Annotated in this window: 18 protein-coding genes, 1 rRNA gene and 1 pseudogene; 15 read left to right on the plus strand and 5 right to left on the minus strand. The window is 72.7% G+C overall.

Annotation, left to right across the window (positions count from 1 at the left end; translation table 11 throughout):
• Positions 1-96: 96 nt before the first annotated feature.
• From rrf to J7E94_RS28760, 3 genes and pseudogenes are all read left to right on the plus strand, one after another.
• Positions 97-213 (plus strand): 5S ribosomal RNA (rrf, locus tag J7E94_RS28750).
• A gap of 226 nt (positions 214-439) precedes the next feature.
• A pseudogene (locus tag J7E94_RS35520) lies at positions 440-1,285 on the plus strand (hypothetical protein); the annotation flags it as partial.
• A 561-nt stretch (positions 1,286-1,846) separates the two neighbouring features.
• The gene (locus J7E94_RS28760) at positions 1,847-2,680 is read left to right on the plus strand and encodes a tetratricopeptide repeat protein (RefSeq protein WP_215019726.1); all 834 of its coding nucleotides are present in this window, start codon (positions 1,847-1,849) and stop codon (positions 2,678-2,680) included.
• An 82-nt stretch (positions 2,681-2,762) separates the two neighbouring features.
• On the opposite strand, the gene J7E94_RS28765 is transcribed toward J7E94_RS28760, so the two are convergent.
• Positions 2,763-4,034, minus strand: coding sequence for a DUF1015 family protein (locus J7E94_RS28765; protein WP_215019727.1), 1,272 nt, complete (start codon positions 4,032-4,034; stop codon positions 2,763-2,765).
• An 87-nt stretch (positions 4,035-4,121) separates the two neighbouring features.
• Between J7E94_RS28765 and J7E94_RS28770 the strand changes: the two genes are divergently transcribed.
• The 4 genes from J7E94_RS28770 (at position 4,122) to J7E94_RS28785 (ending at position 8,137) form a co-directional block, all read left to right on the plus strand.
• Positions 4,122-5,156, plus strand: a complete 1,035-nt coding sequence (locus tag J7E94_RS28770) for an HAD-IIA family hydrolase (protein WP_215019728.1) — start codon at positions 4,122-4,124, stop codon at positions 5,154-5,156.
• A gap of 61 nt (positions 5,157-5,217) precedes the next feature.
• On the plus strand, positions 5,218-6,276 hold the full coding sequence (locus J7E94_RS28775) for a FecCD family ABC transporter permease (protein ID WP_374224514.1): 1,059 nt from the start codon (positions 5,218-5,220) through the stop codon (positions 6,274-6,276).
• Positions 6,273-7,319 carry an iron chelate uptake ABC transporter family permease subunit gene (locus J7E94_RS28780; RefSeq protein ID WP_215019729.1) on the plus strand — a complete coding sequence of 349 codons (1,047 nt, stop codon included), beginning with the start codon at positions 6,273-6,275 and terminating at the stop codon, positions 7,317-7,319. The genes J7E94_RS28775 and J7E94_RS28780 overlap by 4 nt, the downstream gene beginning before the upstream one ends.
• Positions 7,316-8,137 (plus strand): ABC transporter ATP-binding protein, encoded by an 822-nt coding sequence (locus J7E94_RS28785; RefSeq protein ID WP_251057372.1) that lies wholly within the window; start codon positions 7,316-7,318, stop codon positions 8,135-8,137. The genes J7E94_RS28780 and J7E94_RS28785 overlap by 4 nt, the downstream gene beginning before the upstream one ends.
• A gap of 81 nt (positions 8,138-8,218) precedes the next feature.
• On the opposite strand, the gene J7E94_RS28790 is transcribed toward J7E94_RS28785, so the two are convergent.
• Positions 8,219-8,566, minus strand: a complete 348-nt coding sequence (locus J7E94_RS28790) for an SCP2 sterol-binding domain-containing protein (protein WP_215019730.1) — start codon at positions 8,564-8,566, stop codon at positions 8,219-8,221.
• A gap of 65 nt (positions 8,567-8,631) precedes the next feature.
• Here J7E94_RS28790 and J7E94_RS28795 point away from each other — a divergent pair, with 65 nt between their 5' ends.
• From J7E94_RS28795 to J7E94_RS28815, 5 genes are all read left to right on the plus strand, one after another.
• Positions 8,632-8,853 (plus strand): hypothetical protein, encoded by a 222-nt coding sequence (locus J7E94_RS28795; protein WP_215019731.1) that lies wholly within the window; start codon positions 8,632-8,634, stop codon positions 8,851-8,853.
• A gap of 7 nt (positions 8,854-8,860) precedes the next feature.
• Positions 8,861-9,676, plus strand: a complete 816-nt coding sequence (locus J7E94_RS28800; protein WP_215019732.1) for a TlyA family RNA methyltransferase — start codon at positions 8,861-8,863, stop codon at positions 9,674-9,676.
• A 47-nt stretch (positions 9,677-9,723) separates the two neighbouring features.
• Positions 9,724-10,653: an NAD kinase gene (locus J7E94_RS28805; RefSeq protein WP_215019733.1), complete on the plus strand. Its 930-nt coding sequence runs from the start codon at positions 9,724-9,726 to the stop codon at positions 10,651-10,653.
• A gap of 99 nt (positions 10,654-10,752) precedes the next feature.
• Positions 10,753-12,477 (plus strand): DNA repair protein RecN, encoded by a 1,725-nt coding sequence (recN, locus tag J7E94_RS28810; RefSeq protein ID WP_215019746.1) that lies wholly within the window; start codon positions 10,753-10,755, stop codon positions 12,475-12,477.
• A gap of 256 nt (positions 12,478-12,733) precedes the next feature.
• A complete protein-coding gene (locus J7E94_RS28815) occupies positions 12,734-13,846 on the plus strand; it encodes a glycosyltransferase family 4 protein (RefSeq protein WP_308345496.1) in 1,113 nt (370 codons plus the stop codon).
• Between the two features lie 643 nt (positions 13,847-14,489).
• Here J7E94_RS28815 and J7E94_RS28820 read toward each other — a convergent pair.
• On the minus strand, positions 14,490-16,115 hold the full coding sequence (locus J7E94_RS28820) for a PucR family transcriptional regulator (protein WP_215019734.1): 1,626 nt from the start codon (positions 16,113-16,115) through the stop codon (positions 14,490-14,492).
• Positions 16,116-16,296: 181 nt separating this feature from the next.
• Here J7E94_RS28820 and J7E94_RS28825 point away from each other — a divergent pair, with 181 nt between their 5' ends.
• Complete coding sequence (locus J7E94_RS28825; RefSeq protein ID WP_215019735.1) at positions 16,297-17,835, plus strand: APC family permease; 1,539 nt, start codon at positions 16,297-16,299, stop codon at positions 17,833-17,835.
• Between the two features lie 11 nt (positions 17,836-17,846).
• Positions 17,847-19,472, plus strand: coding sequence for an NAD(P)/FAD-dependent oxidoreductase (locus tag J7E94_RS28830; protein ID WP_215019736.1), 1,626 nt, complete (start codon positions 17,847-17,849; stop codon positions 19,470-19,472).
• Between the two features lie 3 nt (positions 19,473-19,475).
• Here the strand turns inward: J7E94_RS28830 and J7E94_RS28835 are convergent, their stop codons facing one another.
• A complete protein-coding gene (locus J7E94_RS28835; RefSeq protein WP_215019737.1) occupies positions 19,476-20,858 on the minus strand; it encodes an FAD-binding oxidoreductase in 1,383 nt (460 codons plus the stop codon).
• Between the two features lie 77 nt (positions 20,859-20,935).
• Positions 20,936-22,765: a glycoside hydrolase family 15 protein gene (locus J7E94_RS28840; protein ID WP_215019738.1), complete on the minus strand. Its 1,830-nt coding sequence runs from the start codon at positions 22,763-22,765 to the stop codon at positions 20,936-20,938.
• Between the two features lie 455 nt (positions 22,766-23,220).
• Here J7E94_RS28840 and J7E94_RS28845 point away from each other — a divergent pair, with 455 nt between their 5' ends.
• The gene (locus tag J7E94_RS28845) at positions 23,221-24,873 is read left to right on the plus strand and encodes a CTP synthase (RefSeq protein WP_215019739.1); all 1,653 of its coding nucleotides are present in this window, start codon (positions 23,221-23,223) and stop codon (positions 24,871-24,873) included.
• Positions 24,874-24,916: the final 43 nt, after the last annotated feature.

The raw sequence follows: 24,916 nt of genomic DNA on the forward strand, positions 1-24,916 counted from the left end.
GTCCACTGTGTTAGTTCTGAAGCAACGAACAGTTGCTGGTTTCTAGAGCTAGAACATAACTACAAAGTGTGCTTGTTCGCTCGAAACCGATAGGGTTTCGGTGGTCATAGCGTTAGGGAAACGCCCGGTTACATTCCGAACCCGGAAGCTAAGCCTTTCAGCGCCGATGGTACTGCAGGGGGGACCCTGTGGGAGAGTAGGACGCCGCCGAACAATCTTTCAAAGGACCCTTGGTCCAGCGTTCAACGCTGGACCAAGGGTCCTTTTTATTTTTGTACATCTTTACGCCGAAGCGCGGCCATGGGTTGGTTGCGCGAGAATGACTAGCGGTACCCCGAAGACAGGAGTCACACCCATGTCCAACTCTCCCGACGATCGTCCGGAGCGCGAGCCTCGGCGCAACGACGGCGGTGACAGGGGCGGCTACCGCGGGGGCCGTGACGACCGGGGCGGCGACCGTCCTCCGTTCCGTCGTGACGACCGCGGTGGTCGACCGGCCGGCGGTGGCGGTGGTTTCCGTCGCGACGACCGTGGTGGGGACCGTCCGTCCTTCCCGCGCCGTGACGACCGTGGTGGCGACCGTCCCTCCGGTGGCGACCGTCCCTCCGGTGGTGGCGGTGGTTTCCGTCGTGACGACCGTGGTGGGGACCGTCCCTCCTTCCCGCGCCGTGACGACCGTGGTGGCGACCGTCCCTCCGGTGGCGACCGTCCCTCCGGTGGTGGCGGTGGTTTCCGTCGTGACGACCGCGGCGGCGACCGTCCCTCCTTCCCGCGCCGTGACGACCGTGGTGGCGACCGTCCGTCGTACCCCCGTCGTGATGACCGTGGCGACCGTCCCACGGGTGGTGGCGGCGGTTTCCGTCGTGACGACCGCGGCGGCGACCGTCCCTCCTTCCCGCGTCGCGATGACCGCGGTGGCGACCGTCCCTCCGGTGGCGGTGGTTTCCGTCGTGACGACCGTGGTGGGGACCGCCCGTCCTTCCCGCGTCGCGATGACCGTGGTGGCGACCGTCCGTCGTACCCCCGTCGTGATGACCGTGGCGACCGTCCCACGGGTGGTGGCGGCGGTTTCCGTCGTGACGACCGCGGCGGCGACCGTCCCTCCTTCCCGCGTCGCGATGACCGCGGTGGCGACCGTCCCTCCGGTGGCGGTGGTTTCCGTCGTGACGACCGTGGTGGGGACCGCCCGTCCTTCCCGCGTCGCGATGACCGTGGCGGGGACCGTCCGTCGTACCCGCGTCGTGATGACGACCGTGGTGGGTTCCGCGGTGGCCGTGACGATCGTGGCGGCGACCGCCCGTCCTACCCCCGTCGCGACGACCGCGGTGGGGACCGTCCCCCGTTCCGTCGTGACGACCGGGGCGAGCGTCCCTCCGGTGGTGGCGGTGGTTTCCGTCGCGATGACCGTGGTGGGGACCATCCGTCCTTCCCGCGTCGCGATGACCGTGGTGGGGACCGCCCGTCCTTCCCGCGTCGTGATGACGACCGTGGTGGGTTCCGCGGTGGCCGTGACGATCGTGGCGGCGACCGCCCGTCCTACCCCCGTCGCGACGACCGCGGTGGGGACCGCCCCCCGTTCCGTCGTGACGACCGGGGCGAGCGTCCCTCCGGTGGTGGCGGTGGTTTCCGTCGTGACGACCGTGGTGGCGACCGTCCGTCCTACCCCCGTCGCGACGACCGTGATGGCGACCGTGGCGGGTTCCGTGGTGGCCGTGACGATCGCGGTGGCTACCGTGGTCGCGATGACCGTGGCGGCGACCGCGACTACCGCGCGGACCGCGACCGGGACCCGGTCAAGCGGCTTCCGATCGACGAGGACGTCACCGGTCTCGAGATCGACGCCGATGTGCGTCAGGAGCTGCTGAGCCTGCCCAAGGGGCTGGCCGAGGAAGTCTCCAAGAACCTGGTCATGGTCGCGCGGCTGATCGACGAGGATCCCGAGCAGGCGTACGCGTACTCGCGCATCGCCCTGCGGCTGGCCTCCCGTGTCGCCGCCGTCCGCGAGGCCGCCGGCTTCGCCGCGTACGCCTCGCAGAAGTACAGCGAGGCGCTCGCGGAGTTCCGCGCCGCCAAGCGCATGACCGGCTCGGTCGAGCTGTGGCCCGTGATGGCCGACTGCGAGCGCGGCCTCGGCCGTCCGGAGCGGGCGCTGGCCATGGCCGGCGAGCCCGAGGTGCAGAAGCTGGACAAGGCCGGCCAGGTCGAGATGCGGCTGGTCGCTGCCGGTGCCCGGCGCGACCAGGGGCAGCTCGAAGCCGCCATCGTGACCCTGCAGAGCCCGGAGCTGGCCTCCAGCTCCGTCCAGCCGTGGACCGCGCGCCTGCGGTACGCCTACGCCGACGCCCTGCTGGCGGCCGGTCGTGAGGACGAGGCGCGCGAGTGGTTCGGCAAGACCCTCGAAGCGGACAAGGACGGGGCCACGGACGCCTCCGACCGTCTCGCCGAGCTCGACGGTGTCGAGTTCCTCGACGCCGCGGTCGACCACGTCGACGAGGACGAGGTCGAGGACGAGGACGACGAGCAGGACGCGGCCGAGGTCGCCGCGGCCGAGCGTGCCTCCGACGTCGCCGAGTACTACGACGAGGATGACGAGGAGTACGAGCCGCTGGAGCAGTCCGAGGCCGACTTCGACGTCACGGACGAGGCCGCGGTCGTCGAGGACGACGACGACAAGGCCTGAGTCTGAAGCGCCGGTGAACTGGTGAAGTGAAGAACGGCGGTACCCCCGGTGGGGTACCGCCCTTTTTCACGTCCGGGTCCGGTCAGGCCAGGCCGCGAAGGACCAGGCCGGTGGCCGGCTTCGGGCCGAACGACGTGGACTTGCGGGGCATGGTGACGCCCTGGCGGGCCAGGTCCCGTACGACTTCCTCCCGTACGGGATGCAGCAGGACCGCGGTTCCGCCGTGGCGCTCGGCCATGGCCACCGTGGCGGCGGCGTCGTGGATGTAGGTGATCTGGTCGGGGGTGTCCGGGACGCGCCACACGGCGTCGAGGAGGGCGGCGTGCAGGACGGTGGCGTCCAGCCGGCGCCAGGCCTCGGGGCGGTCGTGCCGGACCGTGCGGTCGAGGAGTGCCGGATCGGGGTCGGTGACCAGGTGGAAGGTGCCGTCGCCGGTGAGGAGGAAGGCGTTGCCCCGTTCCGCGGCGTCCGCGAGGGCCTCCAGGGCCAGGGGGAGCGGCCCGTCGACCGGGCGGACCCGGAAGGTGCCGGCGACCGCGGCCAGGGCGTCCGCGACCGGGAGGCGGCGCAGCATCCGGTGGATGGCGCGGACCTGGAGCGGGTAGCGGGCGGTGTCCACGAGGAGGACCAGGCCGAAGTCCCAGGCGGTCGGGGAGCCGTGCTCCTGCTGGAGGCGCAGGTAGGTCGCCCAGCGGTGGTGGCCGTCGGCGATGAGGGCCTGGCGGTGGCTGAGGTCGGCGGTGAGGGTGGCGAGTTCCGCCGGGTCCGTGATGGCCCAGAGGCGGTGCTGGAATCCGTCCTCGGTGGTGGTGGAGAGGAGGGGGGCCCGTCGGGCGGTGTTCTCCACGATCGCGGCCGCGCCCGCCGCGGGGTCGTCGCCGCGGTAGGTGAGGAGGAGGGGTTCGAGATTGGCGCAGGTGGCCCGCATCAGGCCGGCCCGGTCGGTGACCACGTCCGGCATGACGTCCTCGTGGGGCAGGACGATGCCGGCGTCGGCGGTGGACAGGGCGAGGGCGCCGATGACGCCGCGCTGCAGGAGGCCGGCCCGGCGCTGTTCGTACACGTAGAGCGCGGGCTCGGGGTCGGCGCTGAGGATGCCCTCGGCCAGCCAGTCCTGAAGGGTGCGCGCGGCCTGTTCGTTGCGGGCGGCGGGGGTGCCGGCCTGCGGAAGGATCAGGCGGACGATGTTGTGCGGGTCGGCGGATTCGAGGTGGTCGACTCCGTCGGGGCGTACGACCACGTCGTACGGCGGCGAGGTGACGGCGGCCAGGCTGCCGACGCGCTCCGGGACGTAGCGCAGGCCATGGAACGGGATCAGGCGCAGCCCGTGGTCCGCGGTGCCAGGTGTGGTCATTGGTGCATGGTAAGACGCGTCTCGCGATGCGGGATGATCGGGGGAGTACGGAATCGGACAAGATCGAACGTATGAGGAGCGGACACGATGAGCCGGCAGAGCAGGACCAGTCCCGCGGCGAGTGAGCGCAGTCTGCACCAGGCGTACGACACGGCTCTGCTGGACCTCGACGGTGTGGTGTACGCGGGCGGGGAGGCCATCGCGCACGCGGTGGAGTCACTGGCCGCGGCCCGGGCCGACGGGATGCACCTCGCGTACGTCACGAACAACGCCCTGCGGACGCCGGACGCCGTCGCGGAGCACCTGGGCGAGCTGGGGATCCCGACCGAGGCGGCCGAGGTGATCACCTCGGCGCAGGCGGTGGCCCGGTTGATCGCGGAGCAGGTGGAGCCGGGGTCGAAGGTGCTGGTGATCGGCGGGGAGGGGCTGCGGGTCGCGCTGCGCGAGCGGGGGCTGGTGCCGGTGGAGTCTGCCGACGAGGAGGGCCTCGCGGCGGTCGTCCAGGGGTACGGGGGGCCCGAGCTGGCGTGGGGGCGGTTCGCGGAGGCCTCGTACGCGATCAACCGGGGCGTGCCGTGGTACGCGTCGAACACCGACCTGACGATTCCGGGGGCGCGCGGGATCGCGCCGGGCAACGGGGCGGCGGTGGAGGTCGTACGGATCGCCACGGGCGCGGAGCCGCAGGTGGCGGGCAAGCCGCTGCCCCCGATGCACCGGGAGACGGTGCTGCGGACCGGGGCGCGGCGGCCGCTGGTGGTGGGGGACCGGCTGGACACGGACATCGAGGGGGCCTTCAACGGCGAGGTGGACTCGCTGCTGGTGCTGACCGGGGTGACGGACGCGGCGCAGCTGGTGCGGGCGGAGCCGCGGCACCGGCCGACATATGTGGACCGGGACCTGCGGGGGCTGCTGACCGGTCAGCCGGAGGTCGAGCGGGCGGCGGAGGGTTTTTGCTGCGGTGGCTGGACCGCGGTCGCGCGGGACGGCGTACTGGAGCTGCAGGGCGAGGACGGGGATCCGGTGGACGGGCTGCGGGCGCTGTGTGCGGCGGCCTGGACGGCGGCCGGGGACGGGGTCTGCACGCTGGACGCGGCGAAGGCCCTGGCCAGGCTGGGTCTTTAGGGCCCTTCGGAGGATCCGGCGGGGGATTCGTCGGGGTGGAGGGTAGGCTAACCTAACTTGCGTGTTGGTCGAGAGTCCTCCTGAACCCGAACCGAGCACGGTGTCCGCGCGGGCCGCCGTCGCACGCCCGCGCCATGCCGCGCGTGCCGCCGGTCTGCTCGGCGCCCTCGCGGTGCTCGCGCTGATCGCGGTCGTGAGCATCGCCGTGGGCGCCAAGCAGATGCCCCTCGACGAGGTCTGGCACGGCCTCTTCCACTACGCGGGGACGCCCTCCGACGTGGTGGTGCGGGACCTGCGGGTGCCGCGCACGCTCCTCGGGATGATGGTCGGGCTCGGACTCGGCCTGTCCGGGGCGGTCATGCAGGCGCTGACCCGCAACCCGCTGGCCGAGCCGGGCATCCTCGGCGTCAACGCCGGGGCCGCGGCCGCTGTGGTCTCGGCGATCAGCTTCTTCGGCGCGGGCTCGCTGAGCGAGTTCGTGTGGTGGGCCTTCCTCGGCGCCGCCGTCGTCTCCGTCGTCGTCTACGTGCTCGGCGGCAGCCGCAGCGCGACGCCGGTGCGCCTCGCGCTCGCAGGTACGGCGGCCAGCGCGGCCCTCGTCGGCTACATCAACGCCGTGCAGCTGATGGACAGCAAGGCGCTGGACAAGCTGCGCTTCTGGACGGTGGGTTCGCTGGCCTCGGCCAACATGGACACCGTCCGTCAGGTCGCCCCCTTCCTCCTGGCCGGCGCGGTGCTCGCGCTGTCCCTGGGCCGGCCGCTCAACGCGATGGCCTTGGGCGACGACAGCGCGCGGGCGCTCGGCGCGAACCTGACGCGGACGCGGATCGGCGCGATGCTCGCCATCACCCTGCTGTGCGGCGCGGCGACGGCCGCCTGCGGGCCCATCGTGTTCATCGGGCTGATGATCCCGCACCTCGTACGGGTGTTCACCGGGCCGGACATGCGCTGGGTGCTCGCCTACTCGGCGGTCCTGTCGCCCGTCCTGCTGCTCGGCGCCGACGTCGTCGGCCGTGTCGTCACCCGGCCCGCCGAACTGCAGGTCGGGGTCGTGACCGCGCTCATCGGCGGCCCCGTCTTCATCTGCCTGGTTCGGCGCAAGAGGATGGCCCAGCTGTGACCGTGACCGCCAAGACCCGTCCCCTGCACCTTCCCGGCGGTATCTCGCTGCGGGTCGAACGGCGCGCCCTGGCCGCCGGGGGGCTGCTCGCCGTCGCCGCGCTGGCGATGGCCGTGCTGCTCATCGGCACCGGCGACTTCGACATCGCGCCCTGGGACGTCGTACAGACCCTGCTGGGCAACGGCAGCCCCGCCGACGATTTCATCGTCAACGACCTGCGCCTGCCGCGGGTGCTGGTGGCGCTGCTGGTGGGCGCCGCCCTGGGGATGGCCGGGGCCGTCTTCCAGTCCGTCTCCCGCAACCCGCTCGGCTCTCCGGACCTGCTCGGTTTCTCGTACGGGTCCGCGGTCGGCGCGCTGATCGTCATCATCCTCTTCAACGGCTCGGCCACCGAGGTCGCCGTCGGCGCGCTGCTCGGCGGGCTGCTCGCCGGCGCCGCCGTCTACCTGCTGGCGTACAAGCGGGGCATCCACGGCTACCGGCTGGTCCTGGTGGGCATCGGCGCGTCCGCCATGCTCGTGGCCGTCATCCAGTACCTGATCACCAAGGCCCAGCTGGTGGAGGCCTCCCGGGCGATGGTCTGGCTGACCGGCTCGCTGGCCGGGCGGGACTGGGCGCAGGTGTGGCCGCTGCTCGCGGTGTGCGCGGTGCTGTTCCCGCTGGTCCTGGGGCAGAGCCGGGCCCTGCGGATGATGGAGATGGGCGACGACGCCGCGTACGCCCTGGGGGTGCGGGTGGAGCGCACGCGGCTGCTGCTGATGCTGGCCGCGATCCTGCTGACGACCGCGGCGAGCGCCGCGGCCGGGCCGATCAGCTTCGTCGCGCTGGCCGCGCCGCAGCTGGCCCGGCGGCTGACCCGGTCGCCCGGGGCCAACCTGTTGACCGCCGCGCTGATGGGCCCGGTACTGCTGCTCGTGTCCGACTGGGCCTCGCAGCGGGCCTTCGGCGCCGACCAGCTGCCGGTGGGTGTGGTGACGGGGCTGGTCGGCGGTGTCTATCTGCTCTGGCTGCTCGTCACCGAGCGCAAGGCGGGACGTATATGAACCTCAGGAGTACGCAAGTGCAGCGGCTGACCGCGGAGAACGTGACCCTCGGCTACGACCAGCGGGTCATCGCCGAGAACCTGTCGGTGGAGATCCCGGACCACTCCTTCACCGTGATCGTCGGGCCCAACGCGTGCGGCAAGTCCACGCTGCTGCGGGCGCTGTCGCGGATGCTGAAGCCGTCGGCCGGGCGGGTGCTGCTCGACGGGCAGGCCATCGGGTCGATGCCGGCGAAGAAGGTCGCCAAGACGCTCGGCCTGCTCCCGCAGTCCTCGATCGCGCCGGACGGCATCACGGTGGCGGACCTGGTCTCGCGGGGCCGGTACCCGCACCAGGGGCTGCTGCGGCAGTGGTCGGCGGACGACGAGCGGATCGTGGCGGAGTCGATGGCCTCGACCGGGGTCGCCGAGCTCGCCGACCGGGCCGTGGACGAGCTCTCGGGCGGGCAGCGGCAGCGGGTGTGGATCGCGATGGCGCTGGCGCAGCAGACGCCGCTGCTGCTGCTCGACGAGCCGACGACGTACCTGGACATCCAGCACCAGATCGATGTGCTGGACCTGTGCGCGGAGCTGCACGAGACGCAGGGGCGGACGCTGGTGGCCGTGCTGCACGATCTGAACCATGCCGCGCGGTACGCGACGCATCTGATCGCGATGCGGGGCGGGGAGGTCGTGGCGGAGGGGGCCCCGGGGGAGGTGGTCACGGCGGAGCTGGTGGAGAAGGTGTTCGGGCTGCGCTGCCAGGTGATCTCCGATCCGGAGACCGGGACGCCGCTGGTGATTCCGGCGGCGCGGAAGGCGCGGGCTGCCGCCGTTTAGCGGCCGGGGCCCGGCTTCCTGGGGCTCCGCCCCGGACCCCGCGCCTCAAACGCCGGCGGGGCGGGAGTGGCGCCGAGGGGGTCAGAGGAGGGTGCGCAGGCGCATCAGGTCGCGGAGGCCGGCTTCCAGGCGGATGCGGCCGGAGGCCCAGGCCTTGGCGAAGTGGAGGTTGCCGGCGACGAGGGCGAGCAGGTCGTCGCCGGTCATCGCGAGGCGGATTTCGGCCTTTGTGGCGGGTGGGCCGGGGGCGACCGCGTCCACGCGGATGCGGCCGCCGTCGAGGCGGCCCGTGAAGGTGTGGTCCAGGTCCGTGATGTGGCAGCTCAGGGAGCGGTCCAGGGCGGCCGCACCCCGCACGTCGCCATCGGCGCGCGCCAGGTTGCCGGAGAGTCGGTCGAGTGCTTCGCGGCACTCCTCGATCGTAGCCATCGTGATCACGACCGTACCGCAGAGCCGTGCGTGGTCGCCGGGCGCTTGGGGGTAGCGTCGGGGGCATGACCGACGAAGACGCCGCCGAGCCCGCCGCGCTGGGCGTCGTACGCACTCCCACCGGGCACGCCGAGGTGGACGCGCAGCTGGCGCGGCTGGCCGACGCCGACCACCTCCCTGCGGACGGACACCTCGCCGTGTACGAGGATGTCCACAGGGGGCTGCGCGAGGCGCTGAGCGCGCTGGACGCACCGCCCGTCCCCGGTCCGTACGAAAACAGGAGCTGAACCGAACGTGGCAGGAGTGGCACGCCGCCGCCTGGACGCCGAACTGGTGCGCCGCAGCATGGCCCGCTCGCGCGAGCACGCCGCGCAGCTGATCGCCGCAGGCCGGGTGACCGTGGGCGGCAGCACCGCGACCAAGGCCGCCACCCAGGTCGAGACCAGCGCGGCCCTCGTGGTCCTCAAGGACGACAGCGATCCCGACTACGTCTCGCGGGGCGGCCACAAGCTGGCGGGCGCCCTCGCCGCGTTCCAGCCGCAGGGGCTGGTCGTCGAGGGCCGTCGGGCGCTGGACGCGGGGGCTTCCACCGGCGGATTCACCGACGTGCTGCTGCGCGCGGGCGTCGCGCACGTGGTGGCCGTCGACGTCGGCTACGGGCAGCTCGCCTGGTCGCTGCAGAGCGACGACCGGGTCACCGTCAAGGACCGGACGAACGTGCGCGAGCTGACGGTCGAGCAGATCGACGGCATTCCGGCCGATCTCGTCGTCGGAGACCTGTCGTTCATCTCGATCGGCCTGGTGCTGCCCGCGCTGGTGCGGTGCACGGCGCCGGACGCCGACCTGGTGCTGATGGTCAAGCCGCAGTTCGAGGTCGGCAAGGAGCGGCTCGGCAGCGGTGGAGTGGTGCGCAGTGCGGAGCTGCGGGCCGAGGCCGTACGGGACGTGGCGGCGCAGGCCTGGAAGCTGGGACTGGGGGTTCTCGGGGTGACGGCGAGTCCGCTTCCGGGGCCGTCGGGGAACGTCGAGTACTTTCTGTGGCTGCGGGCGGGGGCACCGGCACTCGACCCGGCGGATGTTGACCGTGCAGTGGCGGAGGGGCCGCAGTGACAGATTCAGCGGGTTCAGCGGGTGCATTGGGTTCATTGGGTGCATCGGTGTCGGCAGGTTCGCAAGACCTGGCGGCTCCGGGTGGGGGGCGCACCGTCTTTCTGCTCGCGCACACCGGGCGGCCGGCGGCCATCCGCAGTGCCGAGCTGGTCGTGAAGGGCCTGCTGCGGTCCGGGCTGGGCGTACGGGTCTTCGCGCACGAGGCGGCGGACCTGCCGCTGCCGCGCGAGGTGGAGCTGGTCACCGAGTCCACGCCGGGGGTGCTGGACGGCTGTGAGCTGCTGATCGTGCTGGGTGGGGACGGGACCCTGCTGCGGGGCGCGGAGTTCGCGCGCGCCTCGGGGGTGCCGATGCTGGGCGTGAACCTGGGGCGGGTGGGCTTCCTCGCCGAAGCCGAGCGCGATGACCTGGACAAGGTCGTGGACCGCGTGGTGACGCGCGAGTACGAGGTCGAGGAGCGGATGACGCTCGACGTGACCGTGCGCACGAACGGCGACATCGTCCACCAGGACTGGGCGCTGAACGAGGCCGCGGTCCAGAAGGTGTCGCCGGAGCGGATGCTCGAGGTGGTCCTGGAGATCGACGGCCGCCCGGTGTCCGGCTTCGGCTGCGACGGGATCGTCTGCGCGACCCCGACCGGCTCGACTGCGTACGCCTTCTCGGCGGGCGGGCCGGTGGTCTGGCCGGAGGTGGAGGCCCTGCTGATGGTGCCGATCAGCGCGCACGCCCTCTTCGCGAAGCCGCTGGTGACCTCGCCGAACTCGGTGCTGGCGGTGGAGGTGCAGACCGGGACCCCGCACGGCGTGCTGTGGTGTGACGGCCGGCGCATGCTGGAGCTGCCGGCCGGGGCCCGGGTGGAGGTCCGGCGCGGGGCGGTGCCCGTACGGCTGGCGCGCCTGCACCACGCGTCCTTCACCGACCGGCTCGTCGCGAAGTTCGCGCTGCCCGTGTCGGGGTGGCGTGGGGCGCCCCACTGAGACCCCGCCCGCAATAGCACACTCGTTCGGGAATCTCTGGGCGGGTGACGTCACATGGCACCCGTGAAACCTCGGTATGGTCGTCCCGTGCTTGAGGAGATGCGGATACGGTCGCTCGGGGTCATCGACGACGCGGTGGTCGAGCTGTCGCCCGGTTTCACCGCCGTGACCGGCGAGACCGGTGCGGGCAAGACGATGGTCGTCACCAGTCTCGGGCTGCTGCTCGGCGGGCGCGCCGACCCGGCGCTCGTACGGATCGGGGCCAAGGCCGCGGTCGTCGAGGGCCGCATCGTCATGCGCCCCGACGCCCCCGCCGCCGTGCGCGCCGAGGAGGCCGGGGCCGAGCTCGACGACGGCGCCCTGCTGATCAGCCGGACCGTGTCCGCCGAGGGGCGCTCGCGCGCCCACGTCGGCGGCCGGTCCGTGCCCGTCGGCTTGCTCGCGGAGCTCGCGGACGACCTGGTGGCCGTCCACGGGCAGACCGACCAGCAGGGGCTGCTGCGGCCGGCCCGGCAGCGCCAGGCCCTCGACCGGTACGCCGGGGACGCCGTCGCCGTCCCGCTGGAGAAGTACGGCTCGGCCTACCGCAGGCTGCGCGCGGTCACCACCGAGCTGGAGGAGATCACCACCCGGGCCCGGGAGCGGGCCCAGGAGGCGGACCTGCTGCGCTTCGGGCTCGACGAGATCGCGGCGGTGGAGCCGGTGGCCGGCGAGGACGCCGAGCTGGCGGCGGAGGCGGAGCGGCTCGGGCACGCCGAGTCGCTGGCCTCGGCGGCCCAGGTGGCGCATGCCGCGCTCGCGGGCAATCCCGAGGACCCCGAGGGCATCGACGCGAACACGCTCGTCGCGGGCGCGCACCGGGCCCTGGAGTCCGTACGGTCCCACGACCCGGCCCTCGGCGCGCTCGCCGAGCGGATCGGGGAGCTGGGCATCCTGCTGTCCGACGTGGCCGGGGAGCTGGCGGGCTACGCCGACGACCTGGACGCCGATCCGCTGCGGCTGGCGGCGGTGGAGGAGCGGCGGGCCGCCCTGACCCAGCTGACGCGCAAGTACGGCTCCGACGGCACCGTGGACGCCGTGCTGGAGTGGGCCGAGCGGGGCGCGACGCGGCTCCTGGAGCTGGACGGCGACGACGAGCGGATCACGGAGCTGACCGCGGAGCGGGACGGGCTGCGGTCCGAACTGTCGGTGCTGGCGCAGGCGTTGACGGACGCGCGGGTGGAGGCGGCCACCCGGTTCGCCTCGGCCGTGACGGAGGAGCTGGCGTCGCTGGCGATGCCGCACGCGCGGGTGACGATCGACATCCGGCAGGTCGAGGACGGGGACGGGGTGGAGGTGGACGGCCGCGCCGTCGCCTACGGCCCTTCGGGCGCGGACGAGGTCGAGCTGCTGCTGGCCCCGCACCCCGGAGCCCAGCCGCGGCCGATCGCCAAGGGCGCGTCGGGCGGTGAGCTGTCCCGGGTGATGCTGGCGGTGGAGGTCGTGTTCGCGGGCTCCGACCCGGTGCCCACATACCTCTTCGACGAGGTCGACGCGGGCGTCGGCGGCAAGGCGGCGGTCGAGGTGGGCCGGAGGCTGGCGAAGCTGGCCAAGTCGGCGCAGGTCGTGGTCGTCACGCACCTGCCGCAGGTCGCGGCCTTCGCGGACCGGCAGCTGCTCGTGGAGAAGACCAACGACGGGTCCGTGACGCGCAGCGGGGTCACCGTCCTGGAGGGCGAGGCCCGGATCCGCGAGCTGTCGCGCATGCTGGCCGGCCACGAGGACTCGGCGTCGGCGCGTGCGCACGCCGAGGAACTCCTCGCGGCGGCGCGCGCGGACGGCTGACCGGCCGGACGCGGATACGGGGATAACGGCGATACGGGTAGGCGGATACGCGGGCCGGGGGCCGGGGTGCGTGGCACTCCGGGCCCTTGGTCGTTTCCGGGGCCTCGGGGTGACACTCCGATAGCCCGTGTGGGTGAGGCTGGGGGGTGTCCCGCGGTATCTCTCACCGGATCCGTACTCGTATGGTCCCGGAACGCGCGTGCGGACTGGCATTCTGGGCGACGTCTCTGACTCCCTCACCCTGGAGCTTCGGCCCGTGAGCAGCTCCCCGGTCTCCGCCTCCCTCCCGGCACAGCCCTACGGGCGGCCGCCGCTCCGTACCGTCCAAGTGCTGGGCGGGGCCGCGGGCGTGGGCAACAGCGCGCACGTGCGGTCGCTCACGACCGGGCTCGCCGCGCGCGGGGTACGGGTCACGGTGTGCGCGCCCGTCGAGGCGGAGGGGGAGTACGACTTCACCGGCGCCGGGGCGCAGTTCGAGCCCGACGCGGTGGGGGCGCTGCGGGCCGCGTGCGCCGGGGCCGATGTGGTGCACGCGCACGGGGTGCGGGCCGGGTTGCGGGCCGCGCTGGCCCTGCGGGGGCGCCGGGTGCCGCTGGTGGTGAGCTGGCACGGCGACGGCCCGGCGGCCGCGGGGGCGCTCGGGCGGCTGAGCCGGATGCTGGAGCGGCACGTGGCGCGGGCCGCGGCGGTGGTGCTGGGGTCCTCCTCGGACCAGGTGGACCTCGCGCGGCTGCGGGGTGCGCGGGACGCGCGGCTGGCGCCGGTTGCCGTGCCGGCGGCCGGGACGGATGCCGACCCCGGCAAGGCGCGGGCGGAACTCGGAGCGGTGGAGCGGCCGTTGCTGATCGCGGTCGGGAGCCTGGTGCCGCACCGCGGGTACTCCGTACTGCTCGACGCGGCGCGGGAGTGGCGGACGCTGGAGCCGGTGCCGCTGCTGGTGATCGCGGGCGAGGGGCCGCTCCGGGCCGGACTGTCCCGGCGGATCGAGGCCGAGGAGCTCCCCGTACGGCTGCTGGGGCGGCGCCGGGACGCGGCGCAGCTGCTGGCGGCGGCGGACGTGGCGGTACTGCCGAGCCGGCGGGAGGAGCGGGCCCTGCTGGCGCAGGAGGCGCTGCGGGTGGGCGTGCCGCTGGTGGCGACGGCGGTGGGGGGCGTGCGGGAGCTGGTGGGGGAGGGCGCGGTGCTGGTCCCGCCGGGGGATGCGGGGGCCCTCGCCTCGGCCGTGGCCGGCCTGCTGGCGGACCCGGACCGCCGGGCCGGGCTGGCTGCCGCCGGGCGTGCGCAGGCGGCGACGTGGCCGTCGGAGGACGACACGGTGGCGCAGGTGCTGTCCGTCTACGACGAGCTGACGGAACGGGGCCGGCGCTAGCCGACGGCCCTCCCGATCGCGGGGCGCCGCCCCGCACCCCGCGCCTCAATCGCCGGCGGGGCTGGATTTTGCCGACCTGAGTGTGTGGGGCGCGGGTTCAGGATCGGGGCTCCGTCCCGCGCCCCGCGCCTCAAACGCCGGCGAGGCTGGATTTCCCACGGTGCCGGTTCGGCTCGGGGGTCCGGGGCGGAGCCCCGGGGAACGGTGGAAGGGCGGGTAGGAGACACGCCCCGCAGGGCCGCCAACCCCACCCGCGCCCGCCCCGGTACCGGCGCCCGCACCGGCGCCCGTGCCCGCCCCGGTACCGGCGCCCGCACCGGCGCCCGTGCCCGCCCTGGTACCGGCGCCCGCACCGGCGCCCGTGCCCGCCCCGGTACCGGCACCCGCGCCCGCCCCGGTACCGGCGCCCGCACCGGCGCCCGCGCCCGCCCTGGTACCGGCACCCGCGCCCGCCCTGGTACCGGCGCCCGTGCCCGCCCCGGTACCCGCACCCGCGCCCGCACGCGCCCCCCACGGTGCCTGCCCGCCGCGGGTGGCCGGGTCCCGCCCGGCCTTCGCCGGACGGAGTCCGGCGCAGCGGCCCGAAGCCCGTGAGGCGCCCTGGCGCCGAGCGGTGCGAGGGACGCGTCAAGAAGGAAGCGCGTCAAGAAGGAGCAGGGGCGTGGCGGCGGGCGCGGAGGGCCAGGCTGAGGGAGAGGACCGTTTCGGGGTCGTCCAGGTCCGTGCCCAGGAGTTCCGAGATGCGGGCCAGGCGGTTGTAGAGGGTCTGGCGGTTCAGGTGGAGCTCGCGGGCCGTCTCCGCCTTGCGGCCCGCGTGGGCCAGGTAGGTCTCCAGGGTGGGCAGGAGCGGCGGGCGCGAGGTCGTGTCGTGGGTGCGCAGGGGGCCGATCGCGCGGTCGACGAAGGCCGCCAGGTCGGGGTGTTCCCGCAGCCGCCAGAGGAGGAGGTCGATGTCCAGCCTCCGCGCGTCGTACCAGGGGCGGGCCGGGAGGCCGTGGGCCGCCGTGGCGGTCTCCGCGGCGTGGCGCAGGCCCGCCGAGGCCGCCGCCCAGCCGCCCGGGACCCCGACGACCACCGCCGGCGGCGCCCCCGCACGGTCGAGGCCGGCGCGCTCGACGCCCGCCCGCAGAGCCGTGGCCACCCGGTCCGCCACCACCGTGCGTTCCGATTCGGTGCGCAGGCAGACCAGCAGGGGGACGCGGCCCTCCACCGGGCGCACGCCCAGCAGCACCGGGACCCCGACCGACGACAGCTCCTCCAGGACCGCGCGGGCCAGGACCGCCCAGTTCCCCGAGGGGGCCAGTTCCGAGGACAGCCGCATCACTATCGGCAGCAGCGGTCCCGCCCCCGGCTTGAAGCCCAGGACGCGGGCCTGCGCCGGGGCGTCCTCCGCCGAGATGCGGCCCTCGGCCAGGTCCGTCAGGAAGTCGCCGCGGCCGCGCGCCGCCAGCTCCTCCTCCTGACGGGCCTGCATCAGCACGACGGCCAGCACGCCCGCCGTGCGTTCCGCCGCCATCCGGTGGACCGGCTGCAGCGGGGCCGAGACCCCGACCAGGACCACCCGCGCGCGGACCGAGCCCGTGCCGTGGCCGCCGCCCGGGACGTCGACCACCACCGTGTTCGCCGACGGCTCGGCCTCGCGCTGGCCCCGCAGGCCCTCCCACACCTGGAGGGGATCGGCGCCCGCGTCCCCGCCCGAGCTGCCGGCCGCGTACAGCAGCTGCCCGTCGGGGGTCTCCAGGAAGACCGGGTTTCCCGTGAAGTCGGCCAGGATCCGCAGGACGTGCGGGATGCCACCGCCGCCCAACAGGGCCTCCGTACACCGCCGGTGGACCTCCTCGGCCCGCTGGAGCAGCGCGTAGTGGTGGTTGACGATCTCGGTGTGGATCTCCTCCGTGACCGTGACGAAGGGAACCTCGCGGTGGAGTTGGACGAGAGGCAGACCCGCCGCGCGGGCCGTTTCCACGAGCGTCGCCGGGAGCCGGGTGAAGCGCGGGCCCAGCTCGACCACCAGCGCCGCGATGCCCCGGTCCGCGAGGCGGCGTACGAAGGCACGCTGCTCGGCGGGCCGGGTGCCGAGGCCGAGACCCGTGGTCAGCAGCAGTTCACCGCCCTTGAGTAGGGACGCGATGTTCGGCACCTCGCCCGCGTGCACCCAGCGGACGGTCCGGCCGAGCCGGTCGGCGCAGGCCACCACCTCCGGCAGCCCGCTGCGCAGCCCCGGCAGCTCCAGTGCCCGCTGAACCGTGATTCCGCCCTGGTTGTCCATAGCGCGGGACGCTACCGGCAGGCCTGTTCCGTGCACATCACCGGCCGGTTACGGACAGCCATATGCCCCCGTCCGGCCCGACAACTCGTCGCCCCCGGAAGGAGATTATCGGACCACGTGCCGATTGTGGTCTGCGTCACGCGGGGAGAGAGTGGGCGCCCTCCACACGGAAGAGGAAGCCATGAGCAGAGGTATCACCGGTCAGCCACCCAAGGACTCGACAACTCCGCAGGTGCAGCGGCTCAAAGCCAACTCGGTCGGACTGGTCGGCGTCGTCTTCATGGCCGTGGCCACCGCCGCCCCGATCACCGCCATGACCGGCAACCTCCCCATTGCCGTCGGCTTCGGGAACGGCACCGGCGCACCGGCCGGTTATCTCTTCGCGACGCTCGTCCTGACGGTCTTCGCGGTCGGTTACGTGGCCATGGCCAAGCGGATCACCGCCGCCGGCGCCTTCTACGGCTACATCTCGCACGGCCTCGGCCGGATCGCCGGCATGGCGTCCGGGATGCTCGCCGTCCTTGCCTACATCGTCTTCGAGGCCTCGATCGTCGGGGTCTTCTCCTACTTCGCCAAGACCACCGTCCACGACCAGCTCGGCGTCGACCTGCCCTGGGTCCTGTACGCGGCCGCCATGCTCGCCGTCACCGCCGCCCTCGCCCACTTCGACATCAACCTCACGGCCAAGGCCCTCGGGGTGATGCTCGTCGCCGAGATCGCCGTGCTGTTCGTCGTCGCCACCGCCGTGCTGATCGCGGGCGGCGGCCCGGACGGGATCCCGCTGGAGCCCGTCAACCCGAAGAACGCCTTCACCGGCACCTCCGCCGGCCTCGGCCTCTTCTTCGCCTTCTGGTCCTGGGTCGGCTTCGAGTCCACCGCCATGTACGGCGAGGAGTCCCGCGACCCCAAGCGGGTCATCCCCAAGGCGACGCTGATCTCCGTCGTCGGCGTCGGCCTCTTCTACATCTACGTCTCCTGGATGACCATCGCCGGCAACGGCCTGGCCAAGTCCGTGGAGCTGTCCGCCTCCGCCAGCCCCCTCGACCTCTTCTTCGCCCCCACCCAGAGCTTCATCGGCGCGTGGGCCGTCGACGCCTTCCAATGGCTGCTGCTCACCGGCTCCTTCGCCTGCGGCATGGCCTTCCACCAGTGCGCCGCCCGCTACCTCTACGCCATCGGCCGCGAGGGCTTCCTGTCCCCGAAGCTCGGCCGCACCCACGTCAAGCACGGCTCGCCGTACGTGGCCTCGGTGGTGCAGACCGCCATCGCCACCGCGCTCGTCGCCGGTTTCTGGCTCACCGGGCAGGACCCCTACCTGCACCTCTACACCCTGCTCGCGATCCTCGGCACGATGGCGATCCTGATCGTCCAGACCCTCTGCTCCTTCGCCGTCATCGGGTACTTCCGCAAGAACCACCCGGAGGACCGGCACTGGTTCAAGACCATGACCGCGCCGCTGCTCGGCGGTGTCGGCATGACCGCCGTCGTGGTCCTGCTGGTGCTCAACATGGAGACCGCCGCGGGCGCCGCGGCCGGCTCGCTGTTCTTCAAGCTCATCCCGTGGATCGTCGGCGCCGTCTTCCTCGGCGGCCTGGGCCTCGGCCTCTGGCTCAAGGTGAAGGCCCCCGCGCGCTACGAGATCATCGGCCGGATCGTCCTGGAGGACGCCGCCGAGCGCACCGACTCCCCGTCCCCGTCCACCGCCGCCGCGAACGTCTGAGGAGCCCCGCCATGGCCCGTACACCCGTGATGCACGCCCTGCGCAGGCTCGCCGCCGAGCACGCCGCCGCCCGCCGCCTCGACCTGCCTGCCGCCGAGGTCCGCGGCTCCACCCGCCGCGAACTCCTCGGCCGGGCCGCCGCCCTCGGCCTCGGTACCGCCCTCGCCTCCACCGCGACCGCCTACGCCGCCGAGTCCGCCCCCGCCAAGAAGCCCCTCGGCCCCGCCCGCGTCGCCGTGGTCGGCGCCGGCATCTCCGGCCTGACCGCCGCCCTCACCCTCAAGGACGCGGGCGTCCCCTGCACCCTCTACGAGGCCAACCCGGCCCGCGTGGGCGGCCGGATGTGGACCCAGCGCGACCACTGGGCGTACGGGCAGACCTCCGAGATCGGCGGCGAGCTCATCGACACCAGCCACAAGAAGATCCTGGAGCTGTGCCGACGCTTCAACCTGCCCACCGAGGACTTCCTCGGCGGCGGCCCCAACGGGGCGGAGGAAGTCCTCTGGTTCAACGGGGAGTACTACTCCCGCACCCAGGCCGACGAGGACTTCAAGGCCGTCTACCAGGCGCTGCACCGCGACCTCCAGGAGGCCGGCGAGGTCTCCTGGAATACCACCACCCCCGCCGGCACGGCCCTCGACAACATGACCCTGTACGAGTGGATCGAGACCCGCGTCCCGGGCGGCCACGGCTCGCAGCTCGGCCGCTTCATCGACGTGGCCTACAACGTCGAGTACGGCGCCGACACCGACCGGCAGTCCGCCCTCGCCCTGGTCCTCCTGATGGGCTATCAGCCCAATCCCGGCAAGTTCAACGTCTGGGGCCTGTCCAACGAGCGCTACCACATCACCGGCGGCAACGACCGGCTGCCGAACGCCATCGCCGCCGCGCTGCCCGCCGGCACCCTGGTGATGGGCCGCGAGCTGGTCGCCGTACGCGCCAACTCCGACGGCACCCAGACCCTCACCTTCAACGACTCCGGCGCCACCCGCACGGTCGTCGCCGACCACACCGTCCTGTGCCTGCCGCTGCCGATCCTCCAGCGCATCGACACCTCCGGGGCGGGCTTCGACCCCCTCATGCGCAACCTGCTCAGGGACGCCAGGATGGGCTACTGCACCAAGCTCAACATGCAGTTCACCACCCGCCCCTGGCGCGGCACGGGTCCCTGGCCGGGCGTCTCCGCGGGCGACTGCTTCACGGACTCCACCGTCCAGCAGACCTGGGACACCACCAAGGTGCAGCCCGGCACCGGCGGGATCCTGCTCCAGTACGGCGGCGGCACCCTGGCCGGGGCGCTCACCCCCGCGACCCCCTTCGCCACCGAGGCCGATCCGTACGTACGCGACCTCGCGGGCCGCGTGCTGACCGGCGTCGACTCCTTCTTCCCGGGGACCAAGGCGGTCTGGAACGGGCGGGCCCAGCTCTCGGCCTGGCACCGCAACCCGTACTCCCTGGGGGCCTACTCGTACTGGCCCACCGGCTACCTGCACCGCTACGCCAAGTACGAGGGCACCGCGCAGGGCAACGTCCACATCGGCGGCGAGCACTGCAGCTACGACTTCCAGGGCTTCATGGAGGGCGGCGCCACCGAGGGCGAGCGCGCGGCACGCGAGGTGATCGCCGCCCTCGCGTAAGTCCTAGAAGGGCTTGATGTTGTGGTTGAAGCGGAAGACGTTGTCAGGGTCGTACTCCCGCTTCAGCTCACCCAGCCGCCGCATGTTCTCGGCGCCGAGGCCCGCGACCACCCGGTCGTGGCCCTCGTCCCCGGTGAAGTTGAGGTACACCGCGCCGGTGCTCCACGGCCGGACGTCGGCGCGGACGTCCCTGACCCACTGCCGGGCGCGTTCGTCGTCGGCCTCGTCCTCCCAGATGCCGAAGGGGTGCACCGCCCAGGGCGCGTCGCGGAACGGCACCGGGTAGTCGGCCGGGCCCTCGGCGATCGCGCCGCCCTGCGGCCACACGACGTGCTGGGTGCCGGTCGGCACCGGCATGGAGTCCGCGCGGGCGCAGAACACGTCCACGAACTCGTCGGGCACACCCGTCAGGTACTCCGCCGACCAGTGGTTCCGCATGCCCGGCGGGTCGTCGATCATGCACTGCAGGTCGGCGTACGGGATGGCGGTGACCATCTCCACCTCGTGCGGGATCGCCAGCAGCGGCGCCGCCAGCCTGCGCAGCTCCTCCTCGGGGCCCGCGTACGTCACGAGCGCGCCCGCCAGCAGCAGGCCGACCAGGTGCGGCGGGACGAACTCCTCGGGCGGGCCGGTCAGGTAGATGGCGCCGCCGCCGGCCTCGCGCGGTCCGGACTCGATGATGTCCCGGTACGTACGGACCACCTCGGGACCGCGCTCCGGCAGGTACAGCAGGAACGCGATCGACATCACCGGCAGTTCGTGCAGCCGCAGGGTCAGCGAGGTCGCGATGCCGAAGTTCCCGCCGCCGCCGTGCAGCCCCCAGAACAGCTCGGGGTGGTCCTGGGCCGTCGCCGTCACCATCTCGCCGTTCGCCGTGACCAGGTCCACGCCCAGCAGGTTGTCCACCGCCAGGCCGAACTTCCGGTCCAGCCAGCCGGTGCCGCCGCCCAGTACGAAGCCGCCGACCCCGGTGGTGGAGGCGCGGCCGCCGGTGGTCGCCAGCCCGTACGGCTCGCAGGCCCGGTCCAGGTGGCTCATCGTGGCGCCGCCCTCGACGCGCACGGCCGACGCCCCCGGATGGACCGTGACCGCGTGCATCCGGCGCAGGTCCACGACCAGGCCGCCGTCGTTGAGGGACATCCCGGCGACGCTGTGGCCGCCGCCGCGCACCGCGACGGGCAGGTCGAGCCGCCGCGCGAAGCGCACGGCGGTCACCACGTCCACCGCGCTCTCGCACTGCGCGATGACCGCGGGCCTGCGGTCGACCATCGCGTTGAAGACCGTGCGGGCCTCGTCGTACCCCGGATCCTCCGGAGCGAAGACGTCGCCGGACAGGTCGTCGCGGAGCTCGGCAAGCGCCGTGGCCGCCTTCGAGAGGGGAGCCATGGCTACCCCCTTCCGGGAGGGGCGGAGGGGCATACGACACTTCCAGGCTAGTCAGCCTCCGTATGCCCCGCTCGCCGTCAGCCTCCGTACGCCCCGCTTGCCGTCAGCCGCAGGGCCGTGTCGATCAGCGGAACGTGGCTGAAGGCCTGCGGGAAGTTCCCGACCTGCCGCTGGAGCCGCGGATCCCACTCCTCCGCCAGCAGTCCCAGGTCGTTGCGCAGCGACAGCAGCCTCTCGAAGAGCCGCCGCGCCTCGTCCACCCGCCCGATCATCGCCAGGTCGTCGGCCATCCAGAACGAGCACGCGAGGAAGGCCCCCTCGTCGCCCTCCAGGCCGTCCACACCGGCCTCCGAGCCCGTCGTCGGGTAGCGCAGGATGAAACCGTCGGGCGTGGACAGCTCGCGCTGGATCGCCTCGATGGTGCCGATGACCCGCTTGTCGTCGGGCGGCAGGAAGCCCATCTGCGGGATCAGCAGCAGGGAGGCGTCCAGCTCCTGCGAGCCGTACGACTGGGTGAAGGTGTTGCGCTCCTTGTCGTAGCCCTTCTCGCACACGTCCTGGTGGATCTCGTCGCGCAGCTCGCGCCAGCGTTCCAGCGGTCCGTCCGCGTCCCCGCTCTCGATCAGCTTGATCGTGCGGTCCACGGCCACCCAGGCCATCACCTTCGAGTGCACGAAGTGCCGGCGGGGGCCGCGCACCTCCCAGATGCCCTCGTCCGGCTGGTCCCAGTGGGTCTCCAGGTAGCGGATCAGCTTGAGCTGGAGCAGCGAGGCGTAGTCGCTGCGGGCCAGGCCGGTCATGTGGCCCAGGTGCAGGGCCTCGGTGACCTCGCCGTACACGTCGAGCTGGAGCTGGCCGGCGGCGCCGTTCCCGACGCGGACCGGGCGGGAGTTCTCGTAGCCCGGCAGCCAGTCCAGCTCGGTCTCGCCCAGCTCCCGCTCGCCCGCGATCCCGTACATGATCTGCAGGTTCTCCGGGTCGCCGGCCACCGCCCGCAGCAGCCACTCGCGCCAGGCGCGGGCCTCCTCGCGGTAGCCGGTGCGCAGCAGCGAGGACAGGGTGATGGCGGCGTCGCGCAGCCAGGTGTAGCGGTAGTCCCAGTTCCGGACGCCGCCGATCTCCTCCGGCAGGGAGGTGGTCGGAGCGGCGACGATCCCGCCCGTGGGGCCGTAGGTCAGGGCCTTGAGGGTGATCAGGGAGCGGACGACCGCCTCCCGGTAGGGCCCGTGGTAGGTGCACTGCTCGACCCACTCGCGCCAGAACTCGGTGGTCGAGTCCAGCGCCGCCTCGGCGTCAGGGGCCTCCGGCGCGCCCCGGTGCGAACGCTCCCAGCTGATGCTGAAGGCCATCCGGTCGCCCGGCCCGACGGTGAAGTCGGAGTACGTGGTCAGGTCCTTGCCGTACGTCTGCGCATCGGTGTCCAGCCAGACCGAGTCCGGGCCGGCGACGGCCACGGTGCGCCCGTCGACCTTGTGCACCCACGGCACGACGCGCCCGTAGCTGAACCGCATGCGCAGCGCGGACCGCATCGGGACGCGCCCGCTGACGCCCTCCACGATGCGGATCAGCTGCGGGGCGTGGTCCTCGCGGGGCGGCATGAAATCGATCACGCGGACGGTGCCGCGCGGGGTCTCCCACTCCGACTCGAGCACGAGCGAGTCGCCGCGGTAGCGGCGGCGGGTGGCACGCGGGGCCTCGGATCCCGCCGGGAACGCCGGGCCGATCCGCCAGAAACCGTGATCTTCGGTGCCGAGAATGCTCGCGAAAATGGCATGGGAGTCGAAACGGGGCAGACACAACCAGTCCACAGCCCCGTCCACGCAGACCAACGCGGCGGTCTGCATGTCCCCGATCAGTGCGTAATCCTCGATGCGCCCGGACACGTGCATCTCCAGTCGAACGGCCACGTCCGCCCCTAGGGGCGCTTGCATTGCGCGGTGCGCGGTCTCCTGTGTGTGGATCCCCCGCGTGAGCCATGATTCCGTATCCCGGCTCGGTTACGCCGTCCGACGGACTGCTCGGCGGCGATGTGTGCGATATCCGAGCAGGATAGAACGGCACCCTAGTGATCTCCTGAAGCCCCCGAAGAATGTGGCTGGGCCAAACGGGTGAGGGGCCGCCGCGCGGGCGCGGCGGCCTGCGGCGGCCCTGCGCCGACCCCCGGACGGAACCTCCGCGCCGCGCGGCCGGAGGCGGACGGGTCCGGGCGCTGATAGGCTGGTACCCCGTGGACCGGTGGTCTGCCTGTGCGAATCAGGAGCCCCGAAACCGCAGCTTCGGCGCCCCCTGAGACCCTTCCGGATCGACGGCGGCCGGCGTCCGACGCACCTCACCTCGCGACCACGGGAGCCCCCTCTTGGCGATGCCGCCCAAATCCATGACGACCAAGCACATCTTCGTCACCGGGGGTGTCGCTTCCTCCCTCGGCAAGGGCCTGACGGCCTCCAGCCTGGGTGCGCTCCTGAAGGCGCGCGGTCTGCGGGTCACGATGCAGAAGCTCGACCCGTACCTGAACGTCGACCCGGGCACGATGAACCCGTTCCAGCACGGTGAGGTGTTCGTCACCAACGACGGCGCCGAGACCGACCTGGACATCGGCCACTACGAGCGCTTCCTCGACGTCGACCTCGACGGCTCGGCCAACGTCACCACCGGCCAGGTCTACAACACGGTCATCGCCAAGGAACGGCGCGGCGAGTACCTCGGCGACACGGTGCAGGTCATCCCGCACATCACCAACGAGATCAAGCACCGCATCCGCCGCATGGCGACCGAGGACGTCGACGTCGTCATCACCGAGGTCGGCGGCACCGTCGGCGACATCGAGTCGCTGCCGTTCCTGGAGACCGTCCGCCAGGTCCGCCACGAGGTCGGCCGCGACAACGTCTTCGTCGTGCACATTTCGCTGCTGCCCTACATCGGCCCCTCCGGCGAGCTGAAGACCAAGCCGACCCAGCACTCGGTCGCGGCCCTGCGCAACATCGGCATCCAGCCCGACGCGATCGTGCTGCGCGCCGACCGGGACGTCCCGACCTCCATCAAGCGCAAGATCTCGCTGATGTGCGACGTGGACGAGGCGGCCGTGGTCGCGGCCATCGACGCCAAGTCGATCTACGACATCCCGAAGGTGCTGCACACCGAGGGCCTGGACGCGTACGTCGTGCGCAAGCTCGACCTGCCCTTCCGGGACGTGGACTGGACGGTGTGGGAGGACCTGCTGGACCGGGTCCACAACCCCGACCACGAGGTCAAGGTCGCGCTCGTCGGCAAGTACATCGACCTGCCGGACGCCTACCTGTCGGTGACCGAGGCGCTGCGCGCCGGCGGTTTCGCCAACAAGGCCCGCGTCCAGATCAAGTGGGTCACCTCCGACGAGTGCAAGACCCCGGCGGGCGCTGCGGCGCAGCTGGCCGACGTGGACGCGATCTGCGTGCCCGGCGGCTTCGGCGACCGCGGTGTCAACGGCAAGGTCGGCGCGATCACCTACGCCCGCGAGAACAAGATCCCGCTGCTCGGCCTGTGCCTGGGCCTGCAGTGCGTGGTCATCGAGGCCGCGCGGAACCTGGCGGGCATCGAGGACGCGAACTCCACCGAGTTCGACGCCTCCACCGCCAACCCGGTCATCTCGACCATGGAGGAGCAGCTGGCCTTCGTCGAGGGCGCGGGCGACCTGGGCGGCACCATGCGCCTGGGCATGTACCCGGCGAAGCTCGCCGAGGGCTCCATCGTGCGCGAGGTCTACGGAGACCAGGCGTACGTGGACGAGCGCCACCGGCACCGCTACGAGGTCAACAACGCCTACCGCGGCGAGCTGGAGAAGAAGGCGGGCCTCGTCTTCTCCGGCACCTCCCCGGACAACAAGCTCGTCGAGTACGTCGAGTACCCGCGCGAGGTGCACCCCTACCTGGTGGCCACCCAGGCCCACCCGGAGCTGCGCTCGCGCCCGACGCGCCCGCACCCGCTGTTCGCGGGCTTGATCAAGGCGGCCGTGGAGCGGCAGCAGGCCGCGAAGTGACGGCCTGACAGCCCGACCGAATAACGTAGGCAGCCGGGGCACG

Origin of the sequence: Streptomyces sp. ISL-94 (assembly GCF_018614075.1) — a bacterium.
In the GTDB taxonomy this organism is placed as follows: Bacteria; Actinomycetota; Actinomycetes; order Streptomycetales; family Streptomycetaceae; genus Streptomyces.

Excerpts from the sequence above, each read along its gene's own strand:
- J7E94_RS28765 (WP_215019727.1), bottom strand. The coding sequence starts at position 4,034 with ATGACCACACCTGGCACCGCGGACCACGGGCTGCGCCTGATCCCGTTC.
- J7E94_RS28770 (WP_215019728.1), top strand. The coding sequence starts at position 4,122 with ATGAGCCGGCAGAGCAGGACCAGTCCCGCGGCGAGTGAGCGCAGTCTG.
- J7E94_RS28785 (WP_251057372.1), top strand. The coding sequence starts at position 7,316 with ATGAACCTCAGGAGTACGCAAGTGCAGCGGCTGACCGCGGAGAACGTG.
- J7E94_RS28790 (WP_215019730.1), bottom strand. The coding sequence starts at position 8,566 with ATGGCTACGATCGAGGAGTGCCGCGAAGCACTCGACCGACTCTCCGGC.
- J7E94_RS28795 (WP_215019731.1), top strand. The coding sequence starts at position 8,632 with ATGACCGACGAAGACGCCGCCGAGCCCGCCGCGCTGGGCGTCGTACGC.
- recN (WP_215019746.1), top strand. The coding sequence starts at position 10,753 with ATGCGGATACGGTCGCTCGGGGTCATCGACGACGCGGTGGTCGAGCTG.
- J7E94_RS28820 (WP_215019734.1), bottom strand. The coding sequence starts at position 16,115 with ATGGACAACCAGGGCGGAATCACGGTTCAGCGGGCACTGGAGCTGCCG.
- J7E94_RS28825 (WP_215019735.1), top strand. The coding sequence starts at position 16,297 with ATGAGCAGAGGTATCACCGGTCAGCCACCCAAGGACTCGACAACTCCG.
- J7E94_RS28830 (WP_215019736.1), top strand. The coding sequence starts at position 17,847 with ATGGCCCGTACACCCGTGATGCACGCCCTGCGCAGGCTCGCCGCCGAG.
- J7E94_RS28835 (WP_215019737.1), bottom strand. The coding sequence starts at position 20,858 with ATGGCTCCCCTCTCGAAGGCGGCCACGGCGCTTGCCGAGCTCCGCGAC.
- J7E94_RS28845 (WP_215019739.1), top strand. The coding sequence starts at position 23,221 with ATGCCGCCCAAATCCATGACGACCAAGCACATCTTCGTCACCGGGGGT.